Raw genomic sequence first — 14,470 nt, 5'->3', positions numbered from 1 at the left:
TCAGCTCCCGGCTGGGCTGAGCGTCAAACCCTGGATCACCACCTCGGGATCGACCAGCCACAGGGTGATGCGATGCCGCCCGGCCGTGACCGCCGGTAGCGTGGTCGTCGCGACCCGGCGGTTCTCGATCACCGAGCGCTCCCAAGTCTCCGCCGTCTCGCCGGCCATCAGATCGAGCATCACCGGCGCGCCACCGTCGATCGAGATCGCGACCCGGTGCTTGCCGTTCCCCCGGGCGTCCAGCCCCGGTGCGGCGACCACCCCCAAGGTCATCGGACCGGCGCGATCCCAGCGGACGTCATAGACGATATGCGGACTGGCCCCGCCCGGCCGCTCGATCGCGGGCGCGGTGGTGGGCGTGGCGATCATCGCCGCACCGGCCGCCGTGAAGCCCGCCACACGCTGCCACCGCACGCCGCCGCCATCGACCGCCCGGCCGCTATCGGCCGCGATCGTCTGGGCGGCACGGAGCGTGGACGCCGGCAGCGGCAAGGGCTTGGCCACCGTCGCCAGTGCGGGCATCGTGTCGGTGTCGGGCTGTTGCCAGCCGGTATAGCCGATATGGGTCTGCGCCATCATGCTGGTCCATTTGCCGCCCGCCATCTCGACCTCGTAGCGGTGGCGGATCGCCGCATCGCGGGCAAAGAAGCCGCGCGCCGCCTGCGCCATGCGCTCGGCGGTCGCGCCGTCTCCGGCACTCGCCGCCGCACGGTTGGCGGCGACCGCGTGATAGAGCCGGTGCAGGTTCGTCATCGCCTCGATGCGGTGGAGCACCAGTTCATAATAGGCGTCGCGCCGGGCGGCGGGCAGCGTCGCTTCGACCTGCCGGGCATCACCGTCGAGCGCGTTCCATTCCGCCAACACCCGCGCCCATTCGCCACTGGGCAAGTCATAGGTCGTCGCGTCGATCAGCTCGGGCTTGCGGCGGCTGGCAAGTTGTCCATAGCGGGTCAGGAGCGCGCCGATGGCGGGACCTTGCGCCGGCCCGAATTGCTGCGTCGCCCATCGGGCGGGATAGGCCTGCATCGCGGCCAGGTCCATGCGCGCCGGGTCCCACGCCATGGCAAGGAAGAAGCTGGTCGCATATTCCATCGGCTTCAGGTCGCCGACATTGACGATCCATAGCCGGTCCGCACCGTAATCGCTGGCCATCCGCATCTGCTGCCAGACGCGGGGCACGGCGTTCGTGTCGAGCCATTTGTAATTGCGCGGCCCGCCGACATAATCGAAATGATAATAGACGCCCGCGCCGCCCGCGCGCGTCTGCCCCGGTGGCGGCAGACGGCGGATATTGCCCCAATTGTCGTCGGCGAACAGCAGGGTCACGTCGTCGGGGACGCGCATCCCCTTGTCGTAATAATCCTGCACCTCCTTGTAGAGCGCCCAGACCTGCGGCGTTTCGGCCGCCGGGCGCTGGGTGACGTCGGCGATGATGCTGCGCTGGTCGGCGACGATCCCCTGCAGCAGGTCGATCGCGGTCCCCTCGGTCATCGGCTCGTCGCCGTCGCCGCGCATGCCGATGGTCACGGGGTCCTCGGCCTTGCCCCGCCGCTCGATACCCTTGCGCCAGAAGGTGCGCAGCGCGGGGGCATTTTTGGTGTAATCCCACGGCCCGCTGCCCTCACGCTTCCAGTCGGCCTGCGCGCGCTGCATCGGTTCGTGGTGCGAGGTGCCGAGCAGCACCCCCATTTCCTGCGCCAGCGGTGCGGAGGCGGGATCGTCCTCCCATAGCGACTTGCCCCACATGGCCGGCCACAGGAAATTCGCCTTGGAGCGAAGAAGCAGGGTGAAAACCTTCTCATAGGCCCGGTGATTGACGCCGCCGAACGTGGCGCGCGCCCAGCCGCCAAAGCCCGGTTCCTCGTCATTGATGAAGATGCCGCGATATTTGACGACCGGATGATCCGCGACGCGCCCCGCCGTCAGATAGAGGCTCGGGTGGCGCTGCGCGGGAACATCGGCCCACCAGGTCCAGGGGCTGACCCCGGCCTTGGCGCTGATGTCGTACAGACCGAAGATGGTGCCGCGCCGATCCGCGCCGACGATCACCAGCGCACGGGATACGCCCGGTGCGGGGTTGTCGACAACTTGCTTGACATAGCCTTCCCACTGGCCCCTGAGGCCGCTGACATCGATCTTGCCGGCCCGCACCAGCGCGTCGATCACGGGGCTCTGGCCCAGCGTCCCCGCGATCACCGTCGCGCCCGCCACCGGTACATTCGCCAGCCGGCCCTCGCCGCCGCCCACCGCCTTCAGGTCGGTGACCAGATCCTGCGCCGCGCGGCGGACACCCGGTGCATCGGCATCGTCGACCACCACGGTGGACACCCGCCCCGGCAGGATCAGCGCCAGGCCACCGGGCGTCGCGCGCTCGCACGCCATGACCGGCTGCGGACAGGCGGGCATAGCCTGCGCGGCGGCGGGCAACAGCGCGATCAGCGCGGCGGACAGTAGCAGATGGGGCATCGTCTCTCCCGATCCCGTCTCGCGTGACAGCGGCGGGCGTTTTCCTTTGGCGTTCTTCCTGATATCGCTACCACATACCGCGCCGCAAGCGCGGATGGACAGGAAGAGGATCGAATATGACGCGTTGGGGCTTCACGGCGGCGGCCGTCTTGGCGGTGGCACTACCCGGTGGCGCGACCGCGCACGACGCGCGTTGGACGCCGGCCTGGGGCTCGTCGCAGATGCGGATCGACGGTCCCAATGCGGACAAGCTGGCCAAGGCCGGCCCCGCGACGATCCGCCAGACCGTCCACCTGACCGCCGGCGGCCGCGTCCTGCGCCTCCGCCTCTCCAACATCGCCGGCACCGCGCCGCTGCGGATCGGGGCGGCCACCATCGGTGCCGGCACGCCGGGCCGGTCGGAGGTCGCGCAAATCCTGCCCGTACGGTTCGGCGGTCTGTCCTCAGTGCTCATCCCGCCGGGCGCGGAGCTGTATTCAGACGACATCGCCCTGCCGGTCACGCCGGGCAGCGATGTGACGGTCAGCCTCTATTTCCCCGAGGCCGTCACCCTGCCGACCGGCCATTCGGGTGCCCGGTCGACCACCTATCTGACGTCCGGCGACGCCACCACGCGCCCCGCCCTGCCCGAGGCGGAGAAGATCGGCGGCTGGTGGGCGCTGTCGGACGTCGAGGTCCGCGACGCCGCCCAGACCGCGACGATCGTCACCATCGGCGATTCGATCACCGACGGCTATGGCATCACCGATAACAGCAACAGCCGCTGGCCCGACGACTTCGCCCGGCGGCTGGCTGCGAATGCCGCCACGCGCCGCTTCTCGGTGGTCAATGCCGGGATCGGCGGCAACCGCGTGCTGCTGGACGGGCTGGGCCCGAACCTGATGGCGCGCTTCGACCGCGACGTGATCGCCCGTCCGGGCGTCAGCCACGTCATCCTGCTGGAGGGCGTCAACGATCTGGGCGTACTGACCCGCGAGCATCCCGTCGACCAGGCCAGCCACCGGGCCATCGTCGAGCAGATCACCACCGCCTATCGCCAGCTGGCCTCGCGCGCCCATGCGCATGGCATCCGACTGATCGGCGGGACGATCACGCCGTTCCAAGGCAGCGACTATTATCACCCGGGCCCGGAGACCGAGGCGGATCGTCAGGCCATCAACAGCTTCATCCGAACCTCGGGCGTGTTCGACGGCGTCGTCGATTTCGACCGGGCGGTGCGCGATCCGGCGCGTCCCGACCGGCTGCTGGCGGCCTATGACTCGGGCGATCACCTCCACCCGAGCATGGCCGGCTACAAGGCCATGGCGGCGGCCATCCCGCTGTCGCTGTTCACCACCCCGCGCCGCTGATCAAAAGGCGGTGTCGAGGCCGATGCGCAGCGTCCGGGGGCGCAGCGGCGTCACCTGGTCGCGCCCCGTCGTGAAGGGGGTGCCCAGCGCGAAGCGGTTGCCCCGTACATCGGCCAGATTGGTGACGCTGGCGCTCAGCCCGAACGCGCCGAGCCCCAACCGGGCAGTCACGCCGCTGTCGAGGTAACTGCCCTGCTGCTCGCCCAGCACGGGGCCGACACCCAGCCGCGACGCGCCGACATAGCGCAGCCAGCCATCAATGCGCAGGTCGCGCCCGCCCGCCAGCGTCCGGTGATAGACCGCCCCTGTCCGTGCGGTGATCCGCGCGATATTGGGGATCTGGCTCAACCGCGCGAGGATCGTCGCGCGCGCCAGCGAGGGATCGGCTACGTCCCCTTGCAGCAGGGCGAAGGCCCGGCTGTTCGACGGCTCGTCGATATGGCTGTCATTATAGGACACCGCGCCCTCGATCCGCAGCGAGTCGGACAGTCGCGCGCCGACCAGCGCCTCGATCGTCCAGAGTTGGCCGTCGCCGATATTGGCGGTGCTGGGCAAGCCGGTCGAATCGATGAAGTCCGCCTGGATGTCGCGCCAGGCGGTATGCGCCAGCGTGACCGACGCATCGATCGGATCGCGTCCCGGCCGTCCGGTGCGCAACCCCGCCTCGATCGTTGCGACCCGGTCGTTGCGGAAGCGGCGGACCAGCGGCCCCTCGATCGTCAGCCCGCCCGGCCGGAACCCTTGCTGATAGCGCAGGAACAGCTGCGCGCTAGGCGTCAGGTCGATCAGCGCGGAGGCCGAGGGCAGCAGGATGGTCTGCGCGCGGCTGGCGGTCACTTCGCGCAACTGCCGCACCGCCTGAAGTGACAAGGCGGCGGGCAGGTCCTCGGCCCCACCGTCGAGCACCGAATGGGTGACGCGCAAGCCGCCGGTGGTCAGCAGGCCGGGCAACAGCCGCAGGCTCGCTTCGCCATACAGCGTCGCTTCCTCGACGCCGTTGACCACGCCGGTGCGCGGTACCAGCGCATCCGGCTCGCCGAACAGGCGGGTCAGGCGCGTCGTGTTGTGGATATAGCTGAACCCCGCCAGCCAGCCCGAGCCATCCGGTCTGGAATACCAGGCGCGGGTCTCATTGGCCTGCATCCGCGTGCGATTGGCCTGCGCGAATAGCTGGACCGGGCCACCGGGCGGCGTCGCGTCATAGCGTTCCATCAAGTCATGCGCGGTCACCCCGCTGCTCGAGCGGATACGTACCCGCCCGATCCGGCCCGACAGGACGAGTTGACCCTGCACGAAATCGGCCGAGAAGCCTTCGGTCACCGGCGCCGAGCGGCTGAGCGGCGTGCCGTCGCGATCGGCATATTGGCTGTCGGCGCCGCGAATACGCTGGCCGATGCCGATCGCCTCGACGCTCCACGCGCGCCCCAGGTCGAGCCGGGCGGCGGCGCGACCGCCTTCGATCCGGGTGCGGTTGACGTCGGTGCGGTCGAGCAGCGGCTTGTCGATATAGCCGCCCTCGCTCGCGGCGTCGGCGACCAGTCGGATCGCCAGCCGGTCGGCGATGACGGGCAGGTTGAGCACCGCCTGCGCATCCGCACCCGGCGCACCGTGCGTCGTCGCCGATCCGCCCAGCATCGCCGATCCGCCGAACCGCGTCGCATCGGGCGCATTGGGCACCAGCCGGATCAGCCCGCCCAGCGACCCCGCGCCGTACAACGTCCCCTGCGGCCCCTCAAGCACCTCGACCGCCGCCAGATCGGCGAGACGCAGATCGGGATCGGGCGCGTTGTAACTCAGGCGCAGGTCGCCGAAATATTGGCCCACCGTCGCCTGGGTCGGTCCGGTGAAGCTGGAATCGGCGATCCCCCGGATGAACAGCTTGTTGCGGCCCGCCCCCAGATAGGTCGAGGCGATGGCCGTCATCCGATCGGCGAGCCTGGACGTCCCCCCTGCCCCGCCCAGTTCGAGATCGGCCCCCGCCACCTGCACGACCTGCCCCGCGAAGTGATCGCGGGCGGTGTCGCGCTTGCTGGCGGTGACGACGACATCGCCCGGCGGCACCTCGGGCGGTGGGATAGGCGCTGGCCGGGGCCGGATCACGACGGGACGATCCGGCGCATGCGGGACGAGCCGCCAGCCTGCGCCGCCCAGCCGCTCGACGCGCGCCTGCGCCCGGCGAGCGATGACGGCCAGCGCCTGCTCCACCGTCATCCGCCCATGCAGCGCGGGGACCGGGCGGCGCCACAGGCCGGGATCGGGCACGACGACGCTGGCACCACCGGCCCGGCCCAGCGCCATGACCTGGCTGCCGACCGTTCCGGCGGGGAGGTCGACGGGCACGCGCTCGGCCGCCACGGCGGGAACCGCCCCGACGATGCTCAGCAACACGCCCCCCGCAATCCTCACCCGCGCGGTTCCAGCATCCAGCCCTGCCCATCCTCGCGCACCGCCACGTTGAGCAGCGCGCCGAGCAGTCTGGGGTCACGCCGCACGGCGTTCAGGTCGATCGTCCCGCGAAAGGCCTGACCGGCCACCGATGGCCGGACGGCGACCGGTCGCCCGAGGAACCGCGCCAGATCCTCCGCCACATCGGACAGCGCCGCGCCGTCATAGGCCAGCCGCCCGTCCCGCCAGCCGCCGACCGCCTCGGCCGCCACCGTCTGGCGGACCAGCCTATTGCCCTCGGCCAGCACCGCCTGCCCCGCGTCGAGCCTCAGCGCGGCCCCACGCGGATTGACCATCACCGCCCCTTCCGCCACCGCCACCCGCGTCATCCGGCGGCCCAGCCGGACGTCGAAGACGGTCCCGAGGTCGGTCAGCGCCAATCCGCGCGCATCGACGGAGAAGGGATGACGGTCGTCATGCCGCACCTGGAACAGCGCCTCGCCGCGCTCCATCACCGCGCGGCGCGGATCGGCATGGTCGAGCGTGATCCGCGATCCGCCCGCCAGCATGATGGCGCTGCCATCCGCCAGCGGCACCCGCCGCACCTCGCCCGCCGCCGTCTCGATCACATAGGGTTGCGGCCGCTCGCTCCACAGGCCGACGCCGACCGCGCCGACCAACGCCGCCGCGACGGCTCCCCCGATCCAGCGCAGCGGGCGGCGGCGGGGCGGCTCCGCCTCGACGATCACCGGCTCGGGGGCGATGACGTCAGGATGTGCGCGCAGGGAATCCTCGGCGTCGAGCAGCGCCGCCGTCATGCGGTCATAGGCGGCGGCATGCACGGGGTTGGCCTCCAACCAGTCGGTGAAGCCGTCCCAATCGGCGCGCGCGGGATCGGCCATGCGCAGCGCCCAGTCGAGCGCGACGTCATCGATGGGGTTGACGGGGTCCTGGCTCATCCGATCTGGTCCTTGAGCGCGGCGAGCGCATGGGCCGCCATGCGCAGATCGCTTTCGACGGTGCTGATGCTGACGCCGAGTTCGGCCGCGATCTGGCGTTGGGGAATGCCCTCGATCCGGGCGCGGCGAAAGACCGTCGCGGGCCGTTCGCCCAGCGCGGTCAGCGTTGCCGCCACCCGCTCGGCGGTCTGGCGGGCGACCAGCGCGCGCTCGGCGGGCGGCTCGGGGCCAGCCTCCTGCAAATGCTGGTCCTCGGCCCAGTCCTGATCGCGCCGTTCGGCCTGCCGCCGCGATCGATAGCGGTCGATCATCAGCATGTCGGCGGCGCGGTAGAGATAGGCCAGCGGGTTGGCGATCGGACCATCCATCCGCCCCGCCATCTTGACCCATAGGTCCTGGACCAGATCCTCCGCCGCATCGCCCGCGCCACGCGCCGCCAGGAAGCGGACGAGCTTGTCGCGATTGGCGAGGAAGACGGCCTCGATCCCGGTGGGCGTCATGGTATCGACCGGACAAAAAGGGCGGAAGGCCGGTCGTTTAGCCGAACCCTCCGCCCGTGGAAAGGAGCCCCACCCGAGGACGGGGTGGGGCTCCGGACGCCCGCGCGCGTTACAGGGGGGGTGCACGCGGACGAACTCGCCTCAAAAGGCGAACTGAAGGGCCGCGCGCGCCGACAGCGCCACGTTGCCAAGCCTTTGTTCGGCGTTCACCTCGCCGCTCAACTGGATCTCGCTGGTGCCGGTGATCGCGCGCACCCGCCCGATCCAGCCGCCGCCGCGTGCCTCGGGATCGAGGATGAATGGCGTACCGTCGCCGAAGCTGGCCACCGTACGGCCCAGCGCACCGGCGATCCGCTCGCGCCGGCCGGCCTCGACCTCCAGGCGGCTCCACTGCGCATAGCGATTGTCGCCACCGAAATTGATGCCCGCCGCGACGCTGGCGGTCAGCGCGAGTTCGTCGCTGTTGCGCTTGCGCACGGTCAGGTCATAGCCGGTGCCGCCGCCAACCTCGCGATAGCCATCCTCGTTCAATCGGTAATAGTCGACAGCCAGGATCGGGCGAATATTGAACTGGCCGACCCAATGTTCGTAGGAAACCGAGCCCGAGCCGGAATACAGCATGCCCTTCCAGTCGGCGGTGGCGCGGCGCTGCACCGCTTCCGAGCCGATCACGCCGTCGAACTGGCGTTGCGAGTCGAAGTTGATGAACGCCGCCGAGGCGCGGGCCTGCGCCGCCCATGCGCCCCAGCGCGCGCGCCAGAAGCCGGCCAGCTCATATTGGCTGTGATCGACCCGGTTGACCGCCGAGCCTTCATTGTCGCGGCCCTTCAGATAGGCGAGCGACGCGCCGAAATTGCCGGCATCGGTCTTGTGCTCGATGCCGCCGCTGACGCCCCAGCCGCGCACGTCATAGCTGCGCGTCGAGCGGGTGCCCTTGGACGAGTCCCAGCCCAGCGGCGACAGCCAATAGCCCCATTTGCCTTCCTCGCTGAACTCGCCCGCCGGTTCGCGCAGCTGTGCCGCCGCCGTGCGCGAGGCGAGCGTCACGCCCTCGAACACGCCGCCGGCATAGTTGGGCAGCATCTGCTCGATCGCGCCCCGGAAGGCCGCGCCGTCGTAAATGCCGCGGATCGAGTCGGCGAGCTTGGCATCGCTGCCGATCGCGGCGTCGATCGCATCGAAGGCGCTGACGCCGGCACCATTCAGCCCGAGTTCGGTTTTCGCCTTACGGCTGACCTCGACCGCGATCTCGTTGGGCTGCGCCGCGACGATCGCGCCCTTGTAGAGAAAGGGCATGGCCGATGGCGCGAGCGACAGATTGTTCGCCCCCGTCAGCGTACCCGAGCGCAGAACGATATAGCGTCCGGTCACGTCCGCCCCGCCCGAGACGCGCAGCGCCAACTGGCTGTTCGCGCCGATGGTGGTCGCCCCGCCGACCTGGATCAGGTTGGCGGTGGGGTTGGTCTTGTCGAGCGCAACGCTCAGGATCGACTGGTCGGCCATGGTCAGCGAGGCGATGTTGGTCACGCCATTGGTGGCGAAGGTGCCACCGCCGCTGGCGACGCTGACCGCGACATGGCCGCTATTCGCCAGCCGTCCGGCGAAGACGCCCTTGCCGGTGATCGACAGCGTATCCTGCCCCAGCCCGGCGAAGTCGGCGACCCCGTCGAACCGTGCCGTGCCGCCGATGACCAGGCTGTCCGCGCCCGCACCGAAGGTCGCGGTGCCGGCATAGATACCGGTGCCGCTCATCTCCAATCGGTTGTTGCCGGCCCCGAACCCGACATCACCCGAGACGGTGCCGGCCGCGATCTCCAGCCGGTCGTTGCCGCTGCCGAAGCGGATCGCCCCGGTGATGGTCGGGGCGGCCGCACCCGTCGCCGGGGCGATCTGACGCACCACCGCGCCGCTGCTGTTCGCCGACAGGTCGATCGCGACGCTGCGCGACGAATCCGCGCCGGCGCCCGCGATCGCGCCACTATTCTCGACCAGGGTCAGCCCGCCGGTGCGGTCGAGGATCGCGGTGGCCGAAGCGGTGGCGGCGGTCGCCTTGATGCTGCCGCTGTTACGGATCGTCGGCAGGCTGGCCCCGGTGTCGATCAGCACCGCCGTGGTGACCGTCGCGGGCGCGCCGCCTCCGGTCGCGGCAATCGTGCCACCATTGCGCAGCTCGGGTGTCGCGGCCCCTGCGCCGAAGCGGATCGCGGTCGCCTCCGCGCCATTGGCGCTGGCCTGTATCGTTCCGCCGACCGCGACGCCTTGCGCGATCTGGACATTGCCGCCGAGGCCACCGATCGCCAGCGCGGTAGCCTTCACCCCGCTATAGACGCCGACGCCCGAGATGCGGCCATTGACCACCAGCCCCGCCGCCGGGGTCGCGCCACCGGTCGCGCCGATCACGATCGCCCGGTCGGTCGCGCCGATCTGCATCGCGGGGGCGGCGCCGTTGGAGATGACGTCCGCCACCTTGCCCGTGGCGTTGCCCAGCGTAATCCCGCCCGCGACATTGCCGCCAACGATCAGCGCCGACCCGCCCTGCAACAGATCGTCGGGATCGAGCTTCGACACATCGGTCGGCGGCGTGGTGTAGCGATAGCCGGTCGAGCCGATACCGCCCTCGATCGTGAGCGCGCCGCCGACATCGCCGTCGATCCGCGCGCCGACCGCGCCCTGCCCCACCGCCGTGGTGGTGCCGCCCAGCGTCACGTTGCCCGACACCGCACCGGTGCGGACACCGACCGAGCGGTCGCCCAGCACGTTGACCTTGCCCGACTGCGCCAGATTGCCGGTCAGCGGCCCGTTCAGATGGATGCCGGCCGAGTCGTTGCCCTCGATCGTGATCTCGCCGCTATTGGTGACATTGCCGGCAAAGGCCCCCGCCGTCCGGATGCCGGTGCGACGCGATCCTTGCGCGAACGGGCCGTCCAGATCGCCGTCCTTGTCGAGATCGGTCGGCGTATAGCTCTCATCCAGGACGATCTTGCCGCTATTGGTGATCTCGCCGGTCACCCCGGCGGCCGCGCCGATGCCGATCGCGTCATTGGCGTCGGTGATCTGGATGGTGCCGGCATTGGCGACCTTGTTATTGCTATCCAGGCTGACCGCCGTACCGCCGCTGGTGACGACGCTGCCCGCCGCCACGATGTTGATGTCGTCGGCCGCGCCGTTCTTGATGGTCGCGGTGCGGACGGGCGTGGTTCGCTTGATGTCGATCACGGTCTGGGCCGACGCCGCCGAGCCGGCCACCAGGGCAAGCGTCGCGGTCGAGGCGAAAAGCAGGCGATGCACGGATAAGGTCCCCTTTGGATGCTTTTGCCCTTCCAGACGGAGCCGGTGCCGGGGTCCCTTGGTCGCTTCGTGAAAAAAGTGTCAGGGGGCCGGAACTTTCCCGCGCGGGTGTTGACGACCGTCTGCCCCGAGCGCAGAGGGCGGCCCAGGCGTGGGAGCCCCTGCGTCGTTCCAGAAAGCGAGAACATGTCCAGCGACAGTTCCAGTAGCGCCGCACGCCTCGGGCTCGACCGCTAGTTTCGCGACTGGCTTTCGTCCGCCCGGGTCGTGCGGTCGAAAGGTTTACCATGGTCAACGATCTGATTGCCGGCGTCGCCGCCGGTTTCCGTTCATCCCGTCGCGGTGTCTCCATCGCCGACCTCGTCGACACGCTCCAGTCGCTTCCCCTCGAGGATGCGGCCGATGCGCTCACGCAAATGCCCGACGGCCGCGCCGTCGCCGTGCTGGACAGCCCGGAACTGCGCTGCGCCGCCGACCTGCTGACGCGCCTGGCGCCCACTCGCGCCGTCGCGCTGATCGCGCAGATGGCGGAGGACCGCGCCGCCGACGTGCTGGCCGAGATGGACGAGGAGGATGCCGCCGCGCTGCGCGCCGGCCTGCCCGCCACCGTCCGCGCCTCGATCGACACGCTGCTGCGCTGGCCACCCGACAGTGCCGGCGGCATGATGACCACCGAATATGTGGCCAGCCCCGCCGACGCGACCGTCGCGGACGTGCTGGCGCATATCCGCACCGTCGAGCGCAGCCGCGAAACCGTCTATTCGGTCTTCCTGCTGGAGCCGCAGGGCCGGCTGGTCGCGACCGTCTCGCTGCGCCAGTTGATCGCCGCCGAGCCGGCGTCGCTGGCGATCGATCTGGCGCGCGGCCATGACCCGATCACCGTCGCGCCGACCACCGACCGCGAAGAGGTGGCGCATCTGATCCGCCGCCACGATCTGCTCGCACTGCCGGTCATCGACGAACAGGGCCGCCCGATCGGCATCGTCACCGTCGACGACGTGCTCGACGCGCTGGTCGAGGCACATACCGAGGACACGCAGCGCTTCGGCGGCGTCGAGGCGCTCGACAATCCTTATCTGGAAACCGGCTTTCTCGCGATGATCCGCAAGCGTGCGGGCTGGCTGAGCATCCTGTTCTTCTCCGAAATGCTGACCGCCAGCGCGATGCAGCATTTCGAGTCCGAGCTGGAGCGCGCCGTCGTCCTGACGCTGTTCATCCCGCTGATCATGAGCTCGGGCGGCAATAGCGGCAGCCAGGCGACCTCGCTGATCATCCGCGCGCTGGCGCTGGGCCAGGTGCGGGTGCGCGACTGGTGGCGGGTCGCTTTGCGTGAATTGCCGGCGGGGCTGACGCTGGGTGCGATCCTGGGGCTGCTCGGCATGGCGCGGATCGCGCTGTGGCAGACACTGGGCTTTTACGATTACGGCCCGCATTGGGGGCTGGTCGCCATGACGGTCGGCACCGGGCTGGTCGGGATCGTGACCTTCGGATCGCTGGCTGGATCGATGCTGCCCTTCGTCCTGCAAAAGCTGGGCTTCGATCCGGCCAGCGCCTCGGCGCCGTTCGTGGCGACGCTGGTCGATGTGACCGGCCTCGTCATCTATTTCACGATCGCGCTGGCGATCCTGTCGGGCACGCTACTCTAAGGGTCCTTGCCTGTCCGGGGAGGATCATTTCGCCTGCCAATAGCGTACGTAATCGACCGACATCCGCTGGGGCAGCGCGGCATCGTCAACGCCTTTCTTGCCGCCCCAGTCGCCGCCGACCGCCAGATTGAGGATCAGCGCATAGGGCCGGGTGAAGGGCCAAGCCACCGCCCCGCCCGGCCGATCGTTGCGCACCTTCATATAGGCGCGACCATCGACGCCGATGGTGATCGCCTGCGGCGTCCAGTCGAGTTGATAGCGGTGATAGGCGGTGCAGGCATCGGCGACGCGGGTCTCGGCTCCGCGCTGCGTCCCCTTGGCATGATTATAGGCGGCGGAATGGATGGTCGCATGGACGACGTCGGGGTTCCAGCCGACCATCTCCATGATGTCGATCTCGCCCGCCGCCGGCCAGGGACCGCCACTCGTCGGCAGCAACCAGATCGCCGGCCACGTGCCCCGCCCGCATGGCAGCCTGGCGCGGATCTCGTAAAAGCCATAGCCGAGCGACTGGCGCGTCACCAGCTTGGCGGAGGTATAGGCCTGCCCACCCCAATCGGGCGCATCCTTCGCCGCCTCATGCCGCGCCTCCAACACCAATGCGCCGTTTTCGACCCGCGCGTTGGAGCGGTCGGGACCGGGATAATATTGCAGCTCGTTATTATACCAGCCGGCCTTGTTACGCTCGGTATCCCAGCGCCACCGGCCCGGGTCGATGCGCGTGGCGAACTCGTCGCGGAAACTGGGCGCGCCGCCGGGCGTCGGCATAGGCTCGTCGACAGCATAGTTGGTCGCACCCAGGGAGCCGGTCGGCGTCTCCTGCGCCGCCGCCCCAGTCGCCAGCAACGCCACTGATGCCAGCAAGACCCAATGCCTATCCATGATCCCCTCCGCTTTTGCGCGACTTGTCCCCTCAGCGGACCCGTCGCGCAAGCGGAAAGGTGGATGCCTTACCCGGCGATGGTGAACACCGATCCGGAATCGACGCGGATACCGGCACCGTTGATGAAGCTCGCCCGCTCCGAACACAGGAAGGCGACCGCTGCCGCCACCTCTTCGGGCCGGCCGCGCCGCTTCAGCACCATGCCGGGGCGCTCTTCCTCCAGGAAGCTGTCGATCGCCTCGTCGAAGCTGGTGCCCTTCTCCTTGGCCCGCTTCTCCATCATCTTGTCGGTCATCGGCGTGGCGATGAAGGCCGGCGATACCGTGTTCACCAGCACATTGTCGCAACCATAGGCCTTGGAAAGCCCCTTGGCCAAGCTGAGGATGCCGGCCTTGGCGGCGCAATAGGGAAGCTCGTCGATATAGGGCTGCACCGCATCCTCCGAAGCGAACAGCACGATCCGGCCCCAGCCCTTGGCGCGCATCGCCGGGATCGCTTCGCGGCACATGCGCACCGCGCCCATCAGGTCGATGTCGAGCGTCTGCTGCCAGCCGGCATCGTCGATCTCCAGGAAGTCGCCGGTGGCCCCGGTCACGCCGGCGGCGTTGACATAGATGTCCGGTTCGCCCAGCCGCTCGCGGACCTCACGCCACAGCGCGGCGACATCGTCAGGCTTGGTGACATCGCCGGTGACCGCGATCACCTCGCCCAGCGGTGCCAGCTCGGCGACCGCCTCGTCGATCGTGCCGCCCGGCTTGTCGGTCAGCGCGACGCGAACGCCGGCCTCCAGGAGCAGGCGTGCGGTTTCCTTGCCCATGCCCGAATCCGATCCGCTGATGAGCGCGATGCGCCCCTTGATACCCAGATCCATCGTCTCTCTCCTCACTCGACAGGGGCGACCAGACGATGGGCGGACCATCATCTGGATCAACAACCTGGCCTTGAAGAGCCGAAGGCCGATAGGGTTCCTCCGCTAGGAGGCGTGCAAGTCCTT

9 protein-coding genes are annotated in these 14,470 nt (G+C 69.5%); 2 read left to right on the top strand and 7 right to left on the bottom strand.

What is annotated here, in order from left to right:
- On the bottom strand, nt 1–2,466 hold the full coding sequence (locus tag GGR48_RS04665; RefSeq protein WP_183950731.1) for a glycosyl hydrolase 115 family protein: 2,466 nt from the start codon (nt 2,464–2,466) through the stop codon (nt 1–3).
- A gap of 116 nt (nt 2,467–2,582) precedes the next feature.
- On the opposite strand from GGR48_RS04665, the gene GGR48_RS04660 reads away from it, so the two are divergent.
- Entirely contained in the window at nt 2,583–3,815 is a 1,233-nt protein-coding gene (locus GGR48_RS04660) for an SGNH/GDSL hydrolase family protein (protein WP_183950730.1), read from the top strand.
- Here GGR48_RS04660 and GGR48_RS04655 read toward each other — a convergent pair whose 3' ends face one another.
- The 4 genes from GGR48_RS04655 to GGR48_RS04640 all read right to left on the bottom strand — a co-directional run bounded on the left by GGR48_RS04655 (nt 3,816) and on the right by GGR48_RS04640 (nt 10,947).
- Nucleotides 3,816–6,203, bottom strand: a complete 2,388-nt coding sequence (locus GGR48_RS04655; RefSeq protein WP_338110494.1) for a TonB-dependent receptor — start codon at nt 6,201–6,203, stop codon at nt 3,816–3,818. It abuts the gene before it with no gap.
- A gap of 14 nt (nt 6,204–6,217) precedes the next feature.
- Complete coding sequence (locus GGR48_RS04650; RefSeq protein WP_183950728.1) at nt 6,218–7,159, bottom strand: FecR family protein; 942 nt, start codon at nt 7,157–7,159, stop codon at nt 6,218–6,220.
- A complete protein-coding gene (locus GGR48_RS04645) occupies nt 7,156–7,659 on the bottom strand; it encodes an RNA polymerase sigma factor (protein WP_183950727.1) in 504 nt (167 codons plus the stop codon). The genes GGR48_RS04650 and GGR48_RS04645 overlap by 4 nt, the downstream gene beginning before the upstream one ends.
- Nucleotides 7,660–7,800: 141 nt before the next feature.
- On the bottom strand, nt 7,801–10,947 hold the full coding sequence (locus GGR48_RS04640) for an autotransporter outer membrane beta-barrel domain-containing protein (RefSeq protein WP_183950726.1): 3,147 nt from the start codon (nt 10,945–10,947) through the stop codon (nt 7,801–7,803).
- A gap of 287 nt (nt 10,948–11,234) precedes the next feature.
- On the opposite strand from GGR48_RS04640, the gene mgtE reads away from it, so the two are divergent.
- Entirely contained in the window at nt 11,235–12,593 is a 1,359-nt protein-coding gene (gene mgtE / locus GGR48_RS04635; RefSeq protein ID WP_183950725.1) for a magnesium transporter, read from the top strand.
- Between the two features lie 24 nt (nt 12,594–12,617).
- Here mgtE and GGR48_RS04630 read toward each other — a convergent pair whose 3' ends face one another.
- Together GGR48_RS04630 and GGR48_RS04625 are read right to left on the bottom strand one after the other, a co-directional pair.
- Entirely contained in the window at nt 12,618–13,475 is an 858-nt protein-coding gene (locus GGR48_RS04630) for a glycoside hydrolase family 16 protein (RefSeq protein WP_183950724.1), read from the bottom strand.
- Nucleotides 13,476–13,543: 68 nt separating this feature from the next.
- Complete coding sequence (locus GGR48_RS04625; protein WP_183950723.1) at nt 13,544–14,347, bottom strand: SDR family NAD(P)-dependent oxidoreductase; 804 nt, start codon at nt 14,345–14,347, stop codon at nt 13,544–13,546.
- Nucleotides 14,348–14,470 lie beyond the last annotated feature (123 nt).

Origin of the sequence: Sphingomonas pseudosanguinis (assembly GCF_014196255.1) — a bacterium.
GTDB lineage: Bacteria > Pseudomonadota > Alphaproteobacteria > Sphingomonadales > Sphingomonadaceae > Sphingomonas > Sphingomonas pseudosanguinis.
This window is presented reverse-complemented; position numbering and strand designations above follow the sequence as displayed.